Origin of the sequence: Pseudomonas syringae group sp. 247E2, assembly GCF_032587795.1 — a bacterium.
Classification (GTDB): Bacteria; Pseudomonadota; Gammaproteobacteria; order Pseudomonadales; family Pseudomonadaceae; genus Aquipseudomonas; species Aquipseudomonas amygdali.
On record NZ_JAWHPK010000030.1, the window covers coordinates 69,319 to 89,262 of the forward strand.

16 protein-coding genes are annotated in these 19,944 nt (G+C 58.9%); 9 read left to right on the forward strand and 7 right to left on the reverse strand.

The window, feature by feature from the left end; translation table 11 throughout:
* The first annotated feature begins 263 nt into the window (after positions 1 to 263).
* Entirely contained in the window at positions 264 to 1,280 is a 1,017-nt protein-coding gene (locus RYC18_RS23545; RefSeq protein ID WP_316886922.1) for a LacI family DNA-binding transcriptional regulator, read from the forward strand.
* A gap of 328 nt (positions 1,281 to 1,608) precedes the next feature.
* Positions 1,609 to 2,580, forward strand: a complete 972-nt coding sequence (locus RYC18_RS23550) for a WD40 repeat domain-containing protein (RefSeq protein ID WP_002554154.1) — start codon at positions 1,609 to 1,611, stop codon at positions 2,578 to 2,580.
* A gap of 78 nt (positions 2,581 to 2,658) precedes the next feature.
* Here RYC18_RS23550 and RYC18_RS23555 read toward each other — a convergent pair whose 3' ends face one another.
* The 4 genes from RYC18_RS23555 to glcD are packed head-to-tail and all read right to left on the reverse strand — an operon-like array spanning position 2,659 to position 6,894.
* On the reverse strand, positions 2,659 to 3,066 hold the full coding sequence (locus RYC18_RS23555) for a heme-binding protein (RefSeq protein ID WP_002554153.1): 408 nt from the start codon (positions 3,064 to 3,066) through the stop codon (positions 2,659 to 2,661).
* Positions 3,067 to 3,101: 35 nt separating this feature from the next.
* Positions 3,102 to 4,334 (reverse strand): glycolate oxidase subunit GlcF, encoded by a 1,233-nt coding sequence (gene glcF / locus RYC18_RS23560; RefSeq protein ID WP_002554152.1) that lies wholly within the window; start codon positions 4,332 to 4,334, stop codon positions 3,102 to 3,104.
* Between the two features lie 2 nt (positions 4,335 to 4,336).
* Positions 4,337 to 5,395: a glycolate oxidase subunit GlcE gene (gene glcE, locus RYC18_RS23565; protein WP_002554151.1), complete on the reverse strand. Its 1,059-nt coding sequence runs from the start codon at positions 5,393 to 5,395 to the stop codon at positions 4,337 to 4,339.
* On the reverse strand, positions 5,395 to 6,894 hold the full coding sequence (gene glcD, locus RYC18_RS23570) for a glycolate oxidase subunit GlcD (RefSeq protein WP_016980886.1): 1,500 nt from the start codon (positions 6,892 to 6,894) through the stop codon (positions 5,395 to 5,397). Before glcD ends, glcE begins: the two co-directional genes overlap by 1 nt.
* A gap of 159 nt (positions 6,895 to 7,053) precedes the next feature.
* Here glcD and maiA point away from each other — a divergent pair, with 159 nt between their 5' ends.
* Together maiA and hppD are read left to right on the forward strand one after the other, a co-directional pair.
* Positions 7,054 to 7,689 carry a maleylacetoacetate isomerase gene (maiA, locus tag RYC18_RS23575; protein ID WP_316886923.1) on the forward strand — a complete coding sequence of 212 codons (636 nt, stop codon included), beginning with the start codon at positions 7,054 to 7,056 and terminating at the stop codon, positions 7,687 to 7,689.
* 144 nt (positions 7,690 to 7,833) lie between these two features.
* A complete protein-coding gene (hppD, locus tag RYC18_RS23580; RefSeq protein WP_005780599.1) occupies positions 7,834 to 8,910 on the forward strand; it encodes a 4-hydroxyphenylpyruvate dioxygenase in 1,077 nt (358 codons plus the stop codon).
* A gap of 58 nt (positions 8,911 to 8,968) precedes the next feature.
* On the opposite strand, the gene RYC18_RS23585 is transcribed toward hppD, so the two are convergent.
* Positions 8,969 to 11,167: a putative bifunctional diguanylate cyclase/phosphodiesterase gene (locus RYC18_RS23585; RefSeq protein ID WP_005744494.1), complete on the reverse strand. Its 2,199-nt coding sequence runs from the start codon at positions 11,165 to 11,167 to the stop codon at positions 8,969 to 8,971.
* 356 nt (positions 11,168 to 11,523) lie between these two features.
* On the opposite strand from RYC18_RS23585, the gene RYC18_RS23590 reads away from it, so the two are divergent.
* Positions 11,524 to 13,095 carry a sensor domain-containing diguanylate cyclase gene (locus RYC18_RS23590; protein WP_005744492.1) on the forward strand — a complete coding sequence of 524 codons (1,572 nt, stop codon included), beginning with the start codon at positions 11,524 to 11,526 and terminating at the stop codon, positions 13,093 to 13,095.
* A 1-nt stretch (position 13,096) separates the two neighbouring features.
* On the opposite strand, the gene RYC18_RS23595 is transcribed toward RYC18_RS23590, so the two are convergent.
* Entirely contained in the window at positions 13,097 to 13,888 is a 792-nt protein-coding gene (locus RYC18_RS23595) for an IclR family transcriptional regulator (protein WP_005744491.1), read from the reverse strand.
* Between the two features lie 138 nt (positions 13,889 to 14,026).
* Between RYC18_RS23595 and hmgA the strand changes: the two genes are divergently transcribed.
* Complete coding sequence (gene hmgA, locus RYC18_RS23600; protein ID WP_057405110.1) at positions 14,027 to 15,334, forward strand: homogentisate 1,2-dioxygenase; 1,308 nt, start codon at positions 14,027 to 14,029, stop codon at positions 15,332 to 15,334.
* Positions 15,331 to 16,626, forward strand: coding sequence for a fumarylacetoacetase (gene fahA, locus RYC18_RS23605; protein ID WP_117139575.1), 1,296 nt, complete (start codon positions 15,331 to 15,333; stop codon positions 16,624 to 16,626). The genes hmgA and fahA overlap by 4 nt, the downstream gene beginning before the upstream one ends.
* An 18-nt stretch (positions 16,627 to 16,644) precedes the next feature.
* Here fahA and RYC18_RS23610 read toward each other — a convergent pair whose 3' ends face one another.
* Complete coding sequence (locus RYC18_RS23610) at positions 16,645 to 17,259, reverse strand: TetR/AcrR family transcriptional regulator (RefSeq protein ID WP_005732625.1); 615 nt, start codon at positions 17,257 to 17,259, stop codon at positions 16,645 to 16,647.
* A 194-nt stretch (positions 17,260 to 17,453) separates the two neighbouring features.
* Between RYC18_RS23610 and RYC18_RS23615 the strand changes: the two genes are divergently transcribed.
* Together RYC18_RS23615 and RYC18_RS23620 are read left to right on the forward strand one after the other, a co-directional pair.
* Entirely contained in the window at positions 17,454 to 18,551 is a 1,098-nt protein-coding gene (locus RYC18_RS23615) for an MBL fold metallo-hydrolase (RefSeq protein WP_005744488.1), read from the forward strand.
* 112 nt (positions 18,552 to 18,663) lie between these two features.
* Positions 18,664 to 19,890: a cyanate transporter gene (locus RYC18_RS23620; RefSeq protein WP_316886924.1), complete on the forward strand. Its 1,227-nt coding sequence runs from the start codon at positions 18,664 to 18,666 to the stop codon at positions 19,888 to 19,890.
* Positions 19,891 to 19,944 lie beyond the last annotated feature (54 nt).

Here is a 19,944-nt window from a genome sequence, read left to right on the forward strand (position 1 = left end):
GCAGTATTCGCAGTTGTCACAGTAGGCACCTCATCTGGAGACAGCGCTGTCTTTGTCCGGTGGACATCAGGCTCAGCCCGGGCTGTTCCAGTTTTTGTCGTTGTTTTGGGCTCGTCAATAAGCATTGGAGGCTGTTCTCCGCGGCGACCCTGACCGGGTGGCCCCTGTGAAACCAGCGATAAAGCATTGTCACCTTCCATGAGACAGCGCTACCTTATGGGGCATTCGACACATTTGGCAACCCCTATGTTAGTTGGCAACGCATGATCCGCATTGGTTCCCGCTCTACTGGTCGCCCTACGCTCAATGAGGTGGCGAGGCTTGCTGCCGTGTCGCCGATCACGGCCTCCAGGGCGCTGCGCGGCGTCACCACCGTTGCGCCGGAGCTGGTGGAAAAGGTCCGCGCTGCGGCACAGACCCTGGGCTATGTCGCAAATTCTGCAGCCAGGGCGCTGGCCTCTTCCTGCAGCCAGACCGTCGTTGTGCTGGTGCCTTCACTTTCCAACCAGTTGTTTATCGAGACGCTGGAGGCCATTCAGGACGTGTTGCGCATCCGTGGTCTGGACGTGGTGATCGGCAACTACCACTACTCACCCGATGAGGAAGAGAAACTGCTGCGCAACCATCTGGTCAATCGTCCGCGCGGTATTCTGCTGACCGGTTTCGATCACACCGCAGCGTCGCGCCAGATGCTTGAAACCAGCGGCGTGCCTTGCGTGCACATGATGGAGCTCGATACGCGACTGGGTACCTATTGCGTCGGCTTCTCGCAACAGCAGGCAGGAGCCGAAGCCGCACGCCATCTGTTGGGCCGTGGTCGTCGCCGACTGGCTTACATGGCCGCTCAGCTCGACCCTCGCGTATTGCAGCGCGGGGCCGGGTTTCGCCAGGTGCTGGAAGACGCCGGGCTGTTCGACCCCGAGCTGCAGGTCTCGACGCCTCAGTCGTCCTCGATTGGCCTGGGTGGTGAGTTGTTTGCCCGCCTGCTGGAGCAACATCCGGATGTCGACGGAGTTTTCTTCTGCAATGACGACCTGGCGCAGGGCGCTGCCCTTGAGGCTTTGCGTCTGGGCGTCGCCATTCCCGAACGCGTATCGCTGGTGGGCTTCAATGACCTGCCCGGTTCTGCCCACATGGTGCCGCGCCTGACCTCGATACGCACGCCCAGGGAGGAAGTCGGGCAGCGTGCTGCACAGGTGCTGCTGGGCCTGCTCGACGGGGTCACGCAGCATTCGCAGGTGGATCTGGGGTTTGAGCTGGTGGTACGGGAGAGCTCCTGAGTATTGATTAAGGCCATCCCTGCATGCTTCCCCCCTGGCCATCACGCTGACCAGTGGTCGTTGCGCTCCGGGCCTTCCCGACGCTGGGCTGGAGTGCCCGACGGCCCTGTCCTGCAACGCTGCTGATACCCTCATTCGGACGGTTTCGGTGCGTCTGGACTGTTATTTCTGACAGTACCCATCCCCTCGTGTTGAGTATTCAATGACCCTACGTTTTTGGATCGGAGCGGCATAAGTGTCTTGGCCGCATCGTTGGATGACGGGGATATATCTTCTTATCTATTCCCCGTCCTGGCGGTCTTACAAGACCTATTGAAGGGTGAGAGAAATGCAAAAAAAAGCATCTCAAAACGTTAGAGCTCTGACTCACATTGCAGACCCGGTCGGTTCAGGAGTCCCTCTGGACATCGCATGGTTGACCGGCATTATCCCGCTGGGCTTTGTACCCGCTGAGATCGTTATCAGTCCCGATGAAACTACGCTGTATGTCGCTCATGAGAGTGGCCGCGAAGTCAGCGTGGTCGACATCGCCAGTGCAAGCGTGGTCGGCAGTATCAAGCGGGCAGGCGCGGGTGCGATTACCCTGAGCCCCGATGGGAAACGGCTTTATACCATTGGTCAGAAGAGGTGCTACGTGGTGGACACTCGCTTGCGCGAGGTCATCAGGATACTTCCGGCTGCCAACGTCAACCGCATCCTGTGCAGCCCGGATGGCCGGTTTATCTGCCTGTCCTTTCAGAATGCGCTTGGCGGGCTTATCCGCCTGATCGAGACCGAGAACTACACGGTCGAAAACGAGTTTGATCTGGGTGCCCTGACCAATGCGTCGCTGGCCCTCGGGATCAGCCCCCTGAATGACCGGTTTTACGCAACGATGCTGGTCGACCGGACGGCACCCACCGATGTTCTTGCAATCAGCAGGGTGGATTACCTGCAGCATGATATTCCCGGGTTTTCAGATCCGCGGTCGATGGCCTTCAGTTCCGATGGCGCCTGGCTGTATGTGGGCGGAATTGACGAGGTGTACATTATCGATGCCGCCACCAACAAAATGTTTTATCGGGAGAAGATAGGTACCCAAGGCTATCCGGTAAAAGTCATAGGCGTCACGCCGGATGAGCGCTATGTGTATGCGATCTACACCTGCAATTACGACGTCTACCGGATCGACACTGTGAAGGGAATCGCCACCTGTATCGCCTATTTTCCTTCGGTGGGCGGCGCAGTACTCAACAGGACCGGTACGTATATCTACTCCTCCCACCCGGACATGAGCTGGATTTCGATCTACAGGCTGTAGGTGCGCCTGCCAAACCTGCCACGGCGGATGACGCAGGCGCAGTGGCCGGTTGTATATAGTCATCGGCGGCTTGCGCTGTCAGTCGGCATTCAGCGCCGCGATGCCGGCCTTGGCCACTTGTGCATCCTGCTCGGCCTTAACGCCGGAAACACCCACCGCGCCAATCACCTGACCGTCGACGATGACCGGAACGCCGCCTTCCAGCGAGGTCAGCAGCGGGGCGCTGAGAAATGCCGTACGCCCGCCGTTGACCATTTCTTCGTAACCTTTGGACTCACGTTTGCCGAGTGCCGAGGTACGGGCTTTTTCGATCGAGATATAGCTGCTGATCGGCGACGCGTCGTCCAGTCGCTCGAATGCGAGCAGATGGCCGCCGTCATCAACGACAGCGATGGCCACAGCCCAGCCATTGGCCTGGGCCTCGTCGCGTGCGGCACCGAGCATCAGGCTCACTTCGGTTTGGGTAAGGACGGCTTTGATTTTCATGGGTTGCTCCGGAGCAGTGGTTATTGGATAGGAGTTCAGCGAGATTCTGGAGTGCCAAGCGCTTCATCAATCAGCTCGATCCAGTGCCGTACCGAAGTTCGGTTGGCGCTGGCCAGGTGAGTCTGACAACCGATATTGGCGGTGGCGATGACCTGAGGTTTGCCGCTTTCCAGCGCGTTCATGCGGTTGTCGCGCAATTGACGGGCCAAGGCCGGCTGAGTGATTGAATAGGTGCCGGCAGAGCCGCAGCATAAATGGCCGTCCGGCACCTGGGTCAGGTTGAAGCCTAGACGAGTCAGTACGCGTTCCACTTCACCACCGAGTTTCTGTGCGTGCTGCAAGGTGCATGGGCAGTGGAACGCCAGTCGCGTATCGACCTTTATGCCCAGGGTTTCCAGCGGCTCGTCACGCAGTACTTCGACCAGATCCTTTGTGCACGCACTGATGCGCTCGGCCTTGTCTGCATAGGCTGGGTCGTGGCGCAGCAAATGGCCGTAGTCCTTGACGAATGCACCGCAACCGCTGGCCGTCTGGATGAGGGTTTCGGCACCGCCTTCGAGCGCGGGCCACCAGACGTCGATGTTGCGCCGCGCCCGGTTCAGACCGGCCTCCTGTGCATTCAGATGGTAATCCACGGCGCCGCAGCATCCGGCCTTGCTGACCGCAGTAATACCGATGCCCAGACGATCAAGCACGCGTGCCGTGGCAGCGTTGGTATTAGGTGACAGACCTGGCTGCACGCAACCATCAAGCAGCAGCGCCTGACGCGCATGACGAGTGGTCGGCCGAAGCCCGGCAGCATGGACTGTTGCAGGCAGTTTGGTTGCCAGTGTCTGCGGCAACAAGGGCCTGAACTTCATGCCCATTCCGGTCAGCAAACGGAACAATCCGGCATTGGGAATTACCTGGCGCAGGCCTTCACGCAGCAACCGCTGGCCAAGCGGGCGGGGCACCAGGGCCTCAACCGCTGCACGGCCGATGTCCAGCAGGTTGTGATAATCCACGCCGGACGGGCAGGTGGTTTCGCAGTTGCGGCAGCTCAGGCAGCGGTCCAGGTGCAAGCGGGTTTTTTCGGTGACTTGCTGGCCTTCGAGCACCTGTTTGATCAGGTAGATCCTGCCGCGCGGGCCGTCCAGCTCATCACCCAACAGTTGATAGGTCGGGCAGGTGGCATTGCAGAAACCGCAATGCACGCAACTGCGCAGGATGTGTTCGGCCTCTTCGGCGCGGGGCAGGGTTCTGGCGTGTTCACTCAATGTGGTCTGCATGCTTAAAACTCCGCGTACAGTCGGCCGGGGTTGAAAATGCCCTGCGGGTCGAGCCGGGCCTTGAGGGCCTGGTGGTAACGCAGTACAGGTGCGGCCAGCGGCTGGAACGGGTTGTCGACAACGCCCTGGCTGTAGCAGGTTGCATGCCCGCCAGCCGCCGTGGTGATCGCTCGAATGGTTTCGCCGTCTGCGTCGGATTTCAGCCAGCGTTGTGCGCCGCCCCAGTCGAGCAGTTGCTCGCCTGGCAGTTCCAGTACGGCGCTTTGGGCAGGTACGCAGAGCCGCCATAAAGGTCGCGGGTCCAGAAAAAAGGGCAGACGCTGCTCATTCAACTGCTGCCAGTAAGCGCCATCGAACACTTCGCCACCGAGCCGCTCATGGGCTGCTGCCACCGAGCCTTCGCCGCCCTCAAGACGCAGGCGCAGCACTTGACCGTCGTGGCTGGCTGCGCTGATGGGCATAGGTTGCTGACCCCATTCGGCAAGGCGGGCCAGGGCTTGCGAGCTGTCCATCTGCAGCGCGATGCTGCTGCACAGACGCGGTTTGGGCAGCACCTTGAGCGACACCTCGGTCAGCACCCCAAGGCAGCCGAAACTGCCTGCCATCAGGCGTGAAACGTCATAGCCTGCAACGTTTTTCATGACTTCGCCGCCAAAGCGCAGATGCTTGCCGAGGCCGGTAATGACCCGGGTGCCCAGCACGAAATCACGCACCGACCCGCTCCAGGGGCGGCGCGGGCCCGACAGTCCTGCGGCGACCATGCCGCCGAGCGTTGCGCAGCCAAAATCGGGCGGCTCACAGGGCAGCATCTGGCCTGCGGCGTCCAGCACCTGCATCAGCTCGCTCAGCGGCGTACCGGCGCGGACGGTGATCACCAGTTCTGTCGGGTCGTAACTGACGATGCCACGGTGTTCGCGGGTATCGAGCACCTCACCTGTTGTCTCACGTCCAAGCAAGGCCTTGCTGTTGCCACCCTGAATACGTAACGGCGTGCTGTCCCGTAGCGCTTGATCGACCCGTTCGAGTAGAGCCTGGCTGACGTCTTTGTCCATCTCGCTCATCAGAAGCGCTCCAGTTCGGGAAACGGCAATTGCCCGGCATGAATATGCATGGCACCGAATTCCGCGCAGCGATGCAGGGTCGGGATGTTCTTGCCGGGATTGAGCAGGCCGCTGGCGTCGAATGCGGCCTTGATGGCATGGAAAAAAGTCAGTTCGTCACTGTTGAACTGCGCGCACATCTGGTTGATCTTCTCGCGACCGACACCGTGCTCGCCGGTGATGCTGCCGCCGACCTCGACGCACAGCTCAAGGATCTTGCCGCCCAGCGCCTCGGCGCGCTCCAGCTCACCCGGCTGATTGGCATCGAACAGGATCAACGGGTGCATGTTGCCATCGCCAGCATGGAACACATTTGCCACGCGCAGGCCGTACTGAGCTGACAACTCCTTGATGCTGCGCAATACCCCTGGCAACTCGCGTCGCGGGATAGTGCCGTCCATGCAGTAGTAATCCGGTGACAGACGGCCCACGGCGGGGAAGGCGTTCTTGCGCCCAGCCCAGAAGCGCACCCGTTCGGCCTCGTCTTTCGCCTGACGCACTTCGGTCGCGCCAGACAGTGTCAATACCTCGCGAACCCGTTCGCAATCGGCATGTACATCGGCTTCGACCCCGTCCAGCTCGCAAAGCAGGATGGCTTCTGCATCAACCGGATAGCCTGCGTGAATGAAATCCTCGGCGGCACGAATCGCCAGATTGTCCATCATCTCCAGCCCGCCGGGGATGATGCCTGCGGCAATGATATCGGCCACTGCACCGCCGGCTTTTTCCACGGAATCGAACGCCGCCAGCAGCACTTTGGCCACTTGCGGCCTGGGCAACAGCTTGACCGTGACTTCGGTAATGACACCGAGCATGCCTTCGGAGCCGGTAAACAGTGCCAGCAAGTCGAAGCCCGGTGAGTCCAGTGTGTCGCTGCCCAGGGTCATTGGCTCGCCTTCGACGGTCAGTATCTCGACCTTGAGCAGGTTGTGCACGGTCAGTCCGTATTTGAGGCAATGCACGCCGCCTGCATTTTCTGCCACGTTGCCGCCGATGGAACAGGCGATTTGCGAGGAAGGGTCGGGTGCGTAATACAGACCGTGGGGTGCTGCTGCCTGGGAAATGGCCAGGTTGCGTACGCCGGGCTGGACCCGCGCCAGACGAGCAGCCGGATCAATAGCGAGGATCTGATTGAAGCGCGCCATCACCAGCAGCACGCCTTTCTCCAGTGGCAGTGCGCCACCCGACAACCCGGTGCCCGCGCCGCGAGCGACCACCGGCACGCGATGCGCATGGCACAGTTTGAGCAGCGTCTGCACTTCTTCGACATGGCGTGGCAGCACCACCAGCATCGGCGTGGTGCGATAGGCCGATAACCCGTCGCACTCGTAGGGCCGAAGCTCTTCGGCGCGGTGCAGAATGTCCAGGTCGGGCAGTTGGCGTCGTAGCTCGTGCAGCAATTGTTGCTTGTCGACTGCGGGCAGCACGCCGTCGATGCGTTCGTCATAAAGAATATTCATGCAGGCACCCAGCGTTGTTTTTATCGGGTTAATGCATCCTAGCTCATTCAGCACAAGGCTTGAGTTGACAGCGTCAGGCGGATCGCGCAATTTACGCATTACGTAATGTGGTTACGAAAATAATAAACACAGCACCCGTGCGTCAGGCAGGCGACTTCCGTGGACCTATTCACTTACTACCGCTCGACCTCAAGTTACCGTGTGCGTATTGCGTTGGCCCTAAAAGGGCTGGATTACGCTGCGATCCCGGTCAACCTGCTGCTTGATGGCGGCGAGCAGCGCACACCCGGCTACAAGGCGGTCAACCCGCAGGGCAGGGTGCCTGCATTGAGGCTGGACGATGGCGTGGTCATCACCCAGTCACTGGCGATCATTGAATACCTGGAAGAGTGCTACCCGCAGCCTGCGTTACTGGCGCAGGATGCTGTTCTGCGTGCGCGCCAGCGGGCCGTTGCGGCGCTGGTCGGCTGTGACATTCACCCCTTGCACAACGTTTCGGTGCTCAACCGGTTACGCGGTCTGGGTCACGACGAACCCGCTATTCTGAGCTGGATCGAGCACTGGATCGGCGAAGGTTTGCAGGCCGTCGAGCAGTTGATCGAAAAGGATGGTTTCTGTTTTGGTACGAGCCCCGGCCTTGCGGACATTTACCTGTTACCACAGCTGTATGCAGCCCATCGCTACAACGTCCAACTGAGTGCATACCCGCGTATCCAGCGGGTCGAGCGTCTGGCCATGCAACATCCGGCCTTTCAACAGGCACACCCTAATGCACAATCGGACAAGCCGGAGTAGGCTGCCCTCATGAAGATTCTTGGTCTGCAACTGATATTCGGTGATTTTCTCGCGCGCAGCGTGCGAGGGATCCCGTGTGCGCCGCCCGCAGGACAGTGATTGCGCTGGTTTAACCACTCTCACTTTTCCTGCAAGGAGCCAGTCATGGCTGATCTCTACGAAAACCCCATGGGCCTGATGGGCTTTGAATTCATCGAATTCGCGTCACCGACCCCCAACAGCCTGGAGCCTGTGTTTCAGATGATGGGTTTCACCAAAGTCGCAACCCATCGCTCCAAGGACGTGACCCTGTATCGTCAGGGCGCGATCAACCTGATCCTCAACAACGAGCCGCACAGTCTGGCCTCATACTTTGCCGCCGAACATGGCCCTTCGGTGTGCGGCATGGCGTTCCGCGTGAAAGACGCGCAAAAGGCCTACAACCGGGCACTTGAACTGGGCGCACAACCGCTGGAAATCGCCACCGGCCCTATGGAATTGCGCTTGCCCGCCATCAAGGGCATCGGTGGCGCGCCGTTGTACCTGATCGACCGTTTCGGTGAAGGCACCTCGATTTACGACATCGACTTCAACTTCATCGAAGGCGTCGATCGCCACCCGTTCGGTGCCGGCCTTAAATTCATCGATCACCTGACCCACAACGTGTATCGCGGGCGCATGGCGTACTGGGCAGGGTTCTATGAAAAGCTGTTCAACTTCCGCGAGCTGCGCTATTTCGACATCAAGGGCGAATACACCGGTCTGACCTCAAAGGCCATGACCGCCCCGGATGGCATGATCCGCATTCCCCTGAACGAAGAGTCGTCCAAGGGTGCGGGGCAGATTGAAGAGTTCCTGATGCAGTTCAATGGCGAAGGCATTCAGCATGTAGCGTTCTTTACCGATGACCTGATCAAGACCTGGGACGCGCTGAAGACAACCGGCATGCGTTTCATGACGGCGCCGCCGGATACTTACTACGAAATGCTTCAGGGAAGACTGCCCGATCACGGTGAGCCGGAGGCCGAGCTCAAGTCACGCGGTATTCTGCTCGATGGCTCTTCCGAAGGCGGCGAGCGTCGCTTGCTGTTGCAGATATTTTCCGCAACGCTGATGGGCCCGGTGTTTTTCGAATTCATTCAGCGCAAGGGCGACGACGGGTTTGGCGAAGGCAACTTCAAGGCGCTGTTCGAATCCATCGAGCGTGACCAGATACAGCGTGGCGTACTGACGCCGGATTGAGCGATAAGCGGAAGTGTCCGCCTTGCGATCAGACGAGCCTGCTCAGGCTCGTTCTGAGTCATTTGTGCTTGAGCACGTCAGCCTGCCGATTGAGAGACGAGATATAACGCTCGGTAAATTCATGCGCTGGCATGGGACGACCATATAAATAGCCCTGACCCTCGTCGCACACATAATGGCGCATCAGACTTTCCTGCTCGCGGGTTTCTATGCCTTCTGCCGTGACCTGGAGATTGAAGCCGTTCGCCAGCCTGATAACGGCCTCAATGATGACTTCGTCTTTCTTGCTGCGCTCCACGCCACTTACGAATGAGCGGTCAATTTTCAGCCGTGTCACCGGATAGTCTTTCAGCAGGCTCAGGGACGCATAGCCGGTACCGAAATCGTCGAATGCAATGCCCACACCCAATGAGCGAAGGTGGCGCAACGGTTCCATAATGCGTTGTTCGTTTCGCAGGATGATGTTTTCCGTGATCTCCAGCTCGAGTGAGTGTGCCGGCAAGGAAAAGTCTTCAAGCGCACTTTCAACCATTTCGGCAAAGTCACGCATGCGAAACTGAGCGGCGAACAGATTGACGCCGATGCGAAATTCGTCACAGCCGGTGTTTCGCCATTGCGCTGCCTGCTCACAGGCTGAGCGCAGGATCCATTCGCCCACCGGTACCGCGAGAAGACCCGCTTCCAGTGCAGGTAGAAAAACCGCCGGAGACACCACACCCAGTGTCGGATGGTTCCAGCGTATAAGGGCTTCGGCTCCGGTAATACGACCGTCCGCAAGTCGTACCTGAGGCTGGTAGTACAGCTCGAACTCTTTGTTGGCCCACGCCTGACGCATCGATGAGCTGAGCGCGCCTCTTCTTGACGCGGTCTGTCGATGCTCGGAGGTGAAGGTGCGAACAAGGGAGCGTCCGTCAGACTTGGCCTGGTAGAGCGCCAGATCCGCATTGCCGAGCATTTGCTCCTCGTCGTAGTCGGAGCCGGACCTTACGGAGACGCCGATGCTGGCACCGATGTAGATTGAATTGTCTTCAAACTCAATCGGCTCCTCGATGACCGCTATGAGCGCCAGGCCCAGACTGGTTGCGTTGTCAGGGTCTGTCGTGTCTGACAGGAACACGACAAACTCATCGCCGCCCAGACGGGCGACCATATGGCAGGCCGGTACGTGTTCGCGAAGACGCTGAGAGGTCACCTTGAGCACAAAATCACCCGCAGCGTGGCCCAGCGTGTCGTTGACGTCCTTGAAACCGTCCAGATCGATCAGCAGGATAGCTGCTGGCAGCTGCGCATCGCACGCCTCCTTGATCCGCCTTTTGAGTGTCGATCGATTGGCAAGCCCGGTCAGATGATCGTATTCAGCCGCATGCTTGAGTAATTTGTCCGCCTCGACACGCTGGGTGACGTCACGAATGATCGCCCCGAATTGTGGCTCGCCGGCATACGTCCATTGTGAGAGCGAAAGCTCGATCGGGATTGTATGACCGTCGCGATGTATGGCCGTCAGGTTAATGGATTTTCCGATAATGGAGGTCGGGCCGCCTGACGCCACCCTCGACAAACCTGCATGATGCCTGGAGCGCATTTCGGGCGGAATAATAATGTCGAGAGGTTTTCCCATGGCGTCCTCGGATCGATGCCCGAAAATGAGCTCGGCCGAATTGTTCCATGAGATGATCCGGTTTTTGCTGTCCGAGCAGATAATCGCGTCGGGTGAAGTCGAGGTGATATTCATGAAGCGGGCGTGGCTGTCTTCATTCTCAAGCGCAAGCCGACGCAACTCCATTCTTTCGATGACTATGACCGCCAGATCCTGAAGAACCCATTGATCTCGCTGTGAGAAAGTCTCCCGAGGTTTATTGTCGATCAGGCACAGGCTGCCCAGCACATGACCGCTGGCGGTTATCAGCGGCGCCCCGGCATAAAAGCGAATATAGGGAGCGCCTACTACCAAGGCGTTTGAGCTGAACCTCTCATCCTGCAATGCATCAGGCACCAGAAAAACGTTACGGCCCATGAGCGCAAAATTACAGAATGAGACGTCACGGCCCGTTTCGCAGACATCGAGGCCGATACGCGCCTTGAAGAATTGCCGATCGCGATGAACCAGCGAAATCAGCGCAATGGGCACATCGAAAATCCGCGATGCCATTTGCACGATCTGATCGTATTCGTGCTCAGGTGGGGTATCCATCAACGAAAAAGCATTCAAAATCCGAATACGCTCTTCGTCGTCATCGCCGACTGGGTAAGTACTCATTTGAGGTCATCGCTATAAGCTGATCGCGCCTGAAACGCGAAGCGATCGATGTACAATGCCGCTGTGCCGGCATCGGTGAAAACACCCTGCCAACACGCGCTTGCGCCATGCCGGAAAAGCAAAGTTCGATACATTGCAGCACCTCTCACAGTAGTGTATCGGTAGCTGTCTCTAGCAGCCTAGAAGCTGTATCGTCAAAAAACCGAATACCTGTAATGACTTCTTGAGCAACTAGCCTGCGGGGCATTCATTCAACTAAGCCCCGCGTGACCTCGGTGTAACAACGTATTCGGGTTAGTGGCGCTAAGGTATGGAAACTGCATGGCGGGGTTCACTGCCAATTTGATGACAACCCTATGAAACGGCTTTCCTTTATTTCGACGAGGCTTACACCTTCGGCGCTCAGCAAAGCGTTGATCGGCTTCATTGCCCTGGTTTGTCTATCGCTGACCCTGGCTACCGTCTGGCAGATGAACCAGTCGAAGCTCGAGCGCGCGGCCACCGCCAGGATTGCGGTGTCCAATATCGTGCTTGCCGCTGAGCAGCAGGCTCAGGACACCCTGCAACAGGCTGACAATACGCTGCGTGACCTTGTCGAGCGTGTGGAACAGGACGGGGTCGCAGGCCAGCAGCAAAGCCGCTTGACCAGGCTGATGGCTCAAGACCTGATAAACGTCAAAGGGCTTCAGGGGCTGTTCATCTACGATGCTCAGGGCAACTGGGTCGCCAATTCCTTTGCCAACGGCGTGCACACCAGAAACAACGAAGACCGCGATTACTTCATTTACCATCGCGATAACCCTGACCCGTCCATTCATGTAGGGTCTATCGTAGAAAGCCGTAATACCGGGGATATGGTCATCCCGGTCAGTCGGCGTATCAATGCTGCGGATGGCAGTTTTGCTGGCGTTGCACTGGCCACCGTACCGGTGGCTTATTTCCAGGCGTTTTTCCAGCGCATGGATGTAGACGACAAGGGGGTGATCTTTCTCGCTCTGAACAATGGCGACCTGCTGGCGCGGCGCCCCACATTAACCGCACTGATGACCACCAATGTCGCCAAGGGCGATATCTTCACTCGCTATCTGCCCTACAGCGACAGCGGCACCGCGTTGATCAACTCCGTGGTGGACGGGGTGGAAAGGATCTACGCCTATCGGCGGGTGTCCGGGTTGCCGATCGTCGCCGCTGCAGGCGTCTCCTGTCAGCATGTGTTCGCGCCTTGGTGGGCCTATGCATACCGGTCCATGACCATCACCGGCATTATTATCCTTGCGCTGGTTTTGCTTGGCGTCCTGCTGTACCGGCAAATCCAGCAGTTGATCAATGCGGAAGGTGAACTGAACATCGCCAGGAACGAGCTGGAGATCATCGCTCACACGGACAGCCTCACGCACCTGGCCAATCGACGCTGCTTCGATGCGGCCTTGCAGCAGGAGTGGGGGCGGGCGAGTCGGAATACTGCAACTATCGCAATTATTCTGCTGGATATTGACTGGTTCAAACAATACAACGACACCTACGGTCATCTGCTGGGAGACGACTGCCTGAAGCAAGTGGCTGGGCTCATAGGCAACAGTCTTGACCGGGCTGGGGATATCGCGGCACGTTACGGCGGCGAAGAGTTTGTCATTCTGCTGCCTGAAACCGACCTGGCAGGGGCGCTGAAGATCGCGGAAAAAATCAGATCATCCGTTGAAACCAATCGTATAGAGCACTCGGCCAGCCCGCTGGGCAAACTGACCATCAGCTCGGGCGTGGTGTCGATCAACGCAGCAGAGAAGGATGGACATACCGCCGCGTTGGCGGAAGCGGATCGGCTGCTTTACCTGGCCAAAACCAGAGGGCGTAACCGCGTCGAAGGTCGGCTGATTCACGGCTGGCATGGAGCGAGCCATTTTGCCAGGGTATCAACCGCCTCTTCCTGAGTCAGTCTGACGGACGGCTACCGCCCATACGCTCGCTGATGGCCTGCGCCGTTTGCAAAAGCCGCCTGGCCGCCAGATTCTGCGTCTCGTCGTTCAACACCGATCCCGGCCCAACCACGGTGATCACGCCCACCAGCTTGTTGCCCATGGCGAACAGCGGCGAAGAGGCTGCGTTTATGCCCGGCATCAGCAAGCCCTGAATCTGGTGGACGCCCGTCGTACGGATCTGCTCGATATGCAGCTTGACGTCGCGCAACTGGTCGGCACTCAGCAAAGGCATTTCCTGCTCGCGAAGCGCAGCGGTTTCGCGCTCGTTCAGAAAGCTGTCGAATACCAGGCCGGTAGACGAGCCGAGCAACGGCAGCACCGAGCCGATTTGCGTCACCAGCGTCACTGCGCCCATCGACGCTTCGACATACACCACGGTCGGCCCTTTGTTGCCCCATACCGCCAGGAAGCACGTCTGGTTCAGTTCATCACGCAGGCTGGCCAGCCACGGCGCCGATACTTTCAGCACGTCCAGTTTGCCGAGTGAGGCCAGCCCGACCAGCAACGCTTCGCGCCCCAGCCCGTAGTGATTGTTGACAGCATCCTGCTCGGCAAAGCCACTGGCAATCAGCGCCTGTAGATAACGATGAACCTTGCTGGCAGGCATGCCCAGATGCTCGGCCAGTTTCGACAGGGAAGTGGAGGGCGACAGATCGGCCAGCGCCTTGAGCACGCCCAGTCCAACTTCGGCGGCCTGAACCTTTTGCTGACGTCCGCCTGTCGGGCTTTCGATGTCCTGGGTCATGGGTGCTGTGCGCCGATCGGGAAAGGCAGCTTTATAGCTTGACCGGCTGGCAAACTCAAATTACGTTATGCGTAATCGTTTTACGTTAAATGATGTTTTACCCGTCTCTGCCCGACCCCATAACAACAAGAGGTCCAGATGGCTATCCACTCCCGTTCCGACGCATTGGCTTATCAGTCGGGCTTTGGCAACCAGTTCAGCAGCGAGGCGCTGCCCGGAGCATTGCCGATTGGCCAGAACTCTCCGCAGAAGCACCCGCTGGGGCTGTATGCCGAGCAGTTCTCGGGTACTGCCTTCACGGTCGCGCGCAGCGAAGCCCGGCGTACCTGGTTGTATCGCATCAAACCTTCGGCGGCCCATCCGCGTTACCAACGCATGGGTCGGCAGATCGCCGGTCAGGAGCAGGGCCCGATCAACCCCAACCGGCTGCGCTGGAACGCTTTCGATATCCCCGCAGAGCCTGTCGATTTCATTGACGGCCTGATCCCTTTGGCGAGTACCTCGGCGGCGGATCAGGCAGACGGTGTGAGCGTCTACGTATACGCAGCCAACACTTCGATGCAGCGTGCGTTTTTCAGCGCCGATGGCGAATGGTTGATTGTGCCGCAACAGGGGCGACTCAGAATCATCACCGAATTAGGTCTGCTGGACATCGAGCCGCTGGAAATCGCCGTCTTGCCGCGAGGCATGAAGTTTCGCGTGCAACTGCTCGACAGCAGCGCCCGCGGTTACATCTGCGAGAACCACGGTTGCGCCTTGCGCCTTCCGGAGCTTGGTCCGATCGGCAGTAACGGGCTGGCCAATCCACGTGATTTTCTGACGCCAGTGGCCTGGTTTGAAGACAATCAGCAACCGGTGGAGCTGGTGCAGAAGTTCCTTGGTGAACTGTGGTCGACACACCTGGAGCATTCACCCTTTGATGTGGTGGGCTGGCACGGTAACAACGTTGCGTACAAGTATGATCTGCGGCGTTTCAACACCATCGGTACGGTCAGTTACGATCACCCGGACCCATCGATTTTCACTGTGTTGACTTCACCAGGTGCCGCCCACGGCCAGGCCAATATCGATTTCGTTATATTCCCGCCGCGCTGGATGGTGGCGGAAAATACCTTTCGCCCGCCGTGGTTCCACCGCAACCTGATGAACGAATTCATGGGCCTGATCGATGGCGCCTACGACGCCAAGGCTGAAGGCTTCATGCCCGGGGGCGCCTCGCTGCACAACTGCATGAGCGCGCACGGCCCGGATAATGTCACGGCAGAAAAGGCCATTACTGCCGAGCTGAAACCGCACAAAATCGAAAACACCATGGCCTTCATGTTCGAGACCGGCAAGGTATTGCGTCCCAGCCGCCACGCGCTCGGCTGCCCGCAACTGCAAGCCGATTACGATGCCTGCTGGAACGACATGACCAGGACATTCAACAAGGAACCGCGCCGATGACTGGCTCTCTCAATCGTCGCAGTTGGGTGGCATCGGCCAACGAGCACGCTGATTTTCCGTTGCAGAACCTGCCGCTGGGTGTGTTCAGCCATGGCACTACCGGCCCGCGTGGTGGCGTGGCGATTGGCGATCTGATTGTCGATCTGCGCGCAGCAACAGCCGCGGGGGTTTTTCACGGGCAGGCCGCTGAAGCTGCCGAAGTGGCCAGCCGTGACCAGCTCAACGATTTCTTTGCACTGGGCGCTCCAGCACGTCAGGCATTGCGCAGCGCATTGCTGCAACTGCTGGATGCGGACAACCCGCAACGTGACAGTGTGCAGGCGGTTGAAGGTTTGCTGCTGCCGATGAGCGAGTGCAGTCTGCACATGCCGGCGCGGGTAGGTGATTATTCTGACTTCTACGTTGGTATTCACCATGCGCTGAACGTCGGAAAGCTGTTCCGTCCGGACAATCCGCTGCTGCCCAACTACAAATATGTGCCAATTGGCTACCACGGCCGGGCATCGACCCTCTGCACATCCGGTACGCCGGTCCGGCGGCCCAGTGGGCAGACCCTTGCGCCGGGTCAGGATGTTCCCGTTTTCGGTCCCTGCAAACGCCTGGATTACGAACTGGAGCTGGGTGTGTGGATCGGGCCGGGGAATGCGCAGGGCGATGCCATCGCGATTGACCGGGCCGCCGAACACATCGCCGGGTTTTGCCTGCTCAACGACTGGTCGGCGCGTGACATTCAAGCGTGGGAGTACCAGCCGCTGGGACCGTTTCTGTCCAAGAGCTTTGCCACGACGATCTCGCCCTGGGTGGTAACCGCCGAAGCGCTGATACCCTTCCGCAGCCCCCAGTCACTGCGTCCGGAGGGCGATCCTCAGCCGCTGCCGTACCTGCTTGATCAGAATGATCAGCAGGGTGGCGCGCTGGACATCGAGCTGGAAGTGCTGCTGCTGACCGCGCAGATGAAGGCCGAGGGGCTGGAGCCTTACCGGTTGGGTCTGAGCAACTCGCTGAACATGTACTGGACCGTGGCGCAGATGGTCGCGCACCACAGCGTCAACGGTTGCAAGCTGCAACCGGGCGACCTGCTTGGCACCGGTACGCTGTCCGGCCCTCAGACAGGTCAGTACGGCAGCCTGCTGGAGATGACCGCAGGCGGCAAGCAGTCAGTGGCGTTGCCCAACGGTGAAAAGCGCATATTCCTGGAAGCTGGCGACGAGGTCATCCTGCGTGCCCGTTGTCATCGGGAAGGGCAGGTGTCGATTGGCTTTGGCGAGTGCCGGGGCGTAGTACTCGACTGAAAAACCGGATCAGAAGCCTCAGGGAGTCACTTCGTACCAGCCCAGAAACATGTTCAACGCCGACTCGACCACATCACTTTGCTCCTGAGGGTTGAGCAGTGCGGCATTGAAGGTTACCTGTGGCCAGAATGCGAACGACTTGAGCAACGCGTGCATCTGCGTTGCCGCAAAACCGGGGTCGACAGGCTTCAGGCGACCGCCTTTCTGGGCCGCCCGGATCCACGCGCTGAAGGTTTCTTCGCGCTCATTGATACGGGCCATCCACACTTGAGCACGCTCGGGCGAGTGAATGGTCGCGCCCACCACGACACGCGCCAGGTCGAGAAAATTACTGTTGGTCAGGTTGCGCATCTTGCCCCACAGCAGGTCTCGAAGTTGCTCGCGCAGACTGACATTGGGGTGATAAATCACTTCCGATTGCGGCGGGGCACAGCTCCACAGACGCTGCAGCATCTCGGCGAACAGCTCTTCCTTGCTGGGGAAATGGTTGTAGACCGTGCGTTTGGACACCTCGGCCCGAGCAGCGATGCGGTCCATGCTGGTGACCTCGAAACCACGATCGCCAAATTCGGCAATAGCTGCCTGGACGATGGATTCGCGTTTCTGATCGGTGAGGCGCATGGGTGCGGTCATAGGTTCGCTTCAAACGGACGTTTAGAGAAAGTTACACTCAGCAGTTTACTTGTCGCCAAGGATCATGCAAGCTTAAAACTACACCGTGTAGTGTAAAAAACTGTTACATATCTTTCATCGAGCATCCTGCAACGGGATCACGTACAAAGTATGCACGGCTGGAGCCTCAACCTGTTCCCAGGAGTCAGCAAACCATGGCCTCGACACATCAGAAAAAGGATGCTTCTTCACTGCCTGTCCTGTCCCGTCATGAGGGGCGATATCGGAATCACGCGACGATGAAACCGGCGAGTCTGCTGCGAACACTCCGCATTTTCTGGGATCAGGCATTCAATAAGCCCAAGGACACGCGTCCCGCAGGCGAAATTCCGGTACAGCCGCTGTCGCGTCAGCAGTTGCTGGCAGCGCCGAACAACACGGTGTATCGCCTCGGGCATTCGACGATCCTGCTCAAATTACGCGACCAGTTCTGGCTGACTGATCCCGTGTTTGCCGAGCGCGCGTCGCCGGTGCAGTGGGCGGGGCCGCAGCGCTTTCATCAGCCGCCGATCAGCCTCGAGGAGTTGCCACCGATCAAGGCAGTGATTCTTTCGCACAACCACTACGACCATCTGGATCGTATGGCGATCAAGGCGCTGACCGACAAGACCGAGCATTTTCTGGCACCACTTGGTGTAGGCGATACGCTGATTGAATGGGGCGTACCCGCGCACAAGGTCCGCCAACTGGACTGGTGGCAGTCCACCGAAGTGGCGGGCATCGAGTTCGTCGCTACGCCTTCGCAGCATTTTTCCGGGCGTACGCTGCTCGACAGCAACCGTACCCTGTGGGCGTCCTGGGTGATAATCGACGGCGATCAGCGGATCTTTTTCAGTGGCGACAGCGGCTATTTCGATGGCTTCAAGACCATCGGCGAGCAATACGGGCCGTTTGACCTGACGCTGATGGAAACCGGGGCCTATAACGTCGAATGGCCGCATGTGCACATGCAACCCGAGCAGACGCTGCAGGCGCATCTGGACCTGCGTGGTCGCTGGTTGCTGCCGATTCACAACGGCACCTTCGACCTGTCGATGCACGCCTGGCACGAACCGTTCGATCGTATCCTGGCGCTGGCCTGGGAGCAGAATGTTTCGATCACCACGCCGATGATGGGCCAGCCGTTCTATGTGCAATACCCGTGTCGCGGTTTGACATGGTGGCTGGGCGTCGATGAAGTTGCCGAGCCTGAACCCGAGCCCGAGCAGCACGGCCGAGTAACGAACTGCAAATGCCCTCGGCAGAATGCCTGAAACTGCCCGCGCCATTGCTGAACTGATTTTTAAATAGCAGCACCCAGATTTTGATTTGTCATATGAGCACGCGCCCGGCCTAATCCTGATCATCGAAAGTAATGGTGACGGTATGCAGGTGCGTAGCTTGGCGGTTCGGAATATGGGGTTGATGGTCAGTATCGTACTGGTGGCGCTCAACCTGCGCCCATCGATGGCAGCGGTCGGTCCGTTGCTTGCGGCGATTCGTCTGGAGGTGCCGCTGGGCTTCGGGATGGCGTCATTGCTGACCATGCTGCCGATCATGGCCATGGGGCTGGCGATGTTTTTCGGCATCGGCATCGCGCGTTACCTGGGGACGCATCGCAGCATCCTGCTTTCACTGGTGCTTATCGGCCTGGCAACCCTGGCGCGTCTGGTTCTCGATTCTGCTGTCGAACTGATTTTCAGCGCTGTGCTGGCAGGTCTTGGCATTGCCTTGATTCAGGCGCTGATGCCCGCATTGATCAAATCGCGTTTCAAGGCCAACGTCTCATTGTGCATGGGCCTGTATGTAACCGCGATCATGGGTGGCGCGGCCCTTGCCGCATCATTCAGCCCATTGGTGATGAGCAGCAGCGGCAGTTGGCGCGCTGGTCTGGCGGTGTGGTCGCTTCTGGCACTGTTGGCAGTGTGCGTCTGGTTCGCCCAGCGGCGCGTGTTACAGGTCGACACTTCAAACGCTGCCGGGCCCCGGCAGGCTTTTTTCCATATACCTCGGGCCTGGATGCTGGGAGTTTTCTTCGGCCTCGGTACTGCGTCCTATACCTGCGTACTGGCCTGGCTTGCGCCTTATTACCTGGAGAACGGCTGGAGCGAGCAGGATGCCGGTCTGTTGCTGGGCTTTCTGACCCTGATGGAGGTCGTATCGGGTCTGCTGGTTCCGGCGCTGGCTAACCGCAGTCGCGATAAACGCGTAGCGCTGGCGATGCTGCTGGTGTTGATGATGATCGGTTTTGCCGGGCTGATTCTGCTGCCGCAGCGGCTGGGCCTGCTGTGGACCTGTTTGTTGGGGTTGGGGATCGGCGGTTTGTTTCCGATGAGCCTGATTGTGTCTATGGACCATGCCGATGATCCTCGACAGGCAGGCGGCCTGACCGCATTCGTGCAGGGCGTGGGTTATCTGATTGCCAGCCTGTCGCCGCTGTTTGCCGGAATAATCCGCGACCTGACGGGCAGCTTTGCAGGCGCATGGTGGTCACTGATGGCGTTGGTCGCGATCATGCTGTTGATGGTGGTGCGGCTCGATCCCCGACGCTATGCTGAGCACCTGCGCAGCGCCGGCGTCAAACCGGTCACTATTGGCGAGGGGGCGGCATGATTGCATTTTGATGCTATCTTGTCCGCGTGGACCTGATCGTCCGGTCGCAGCGCC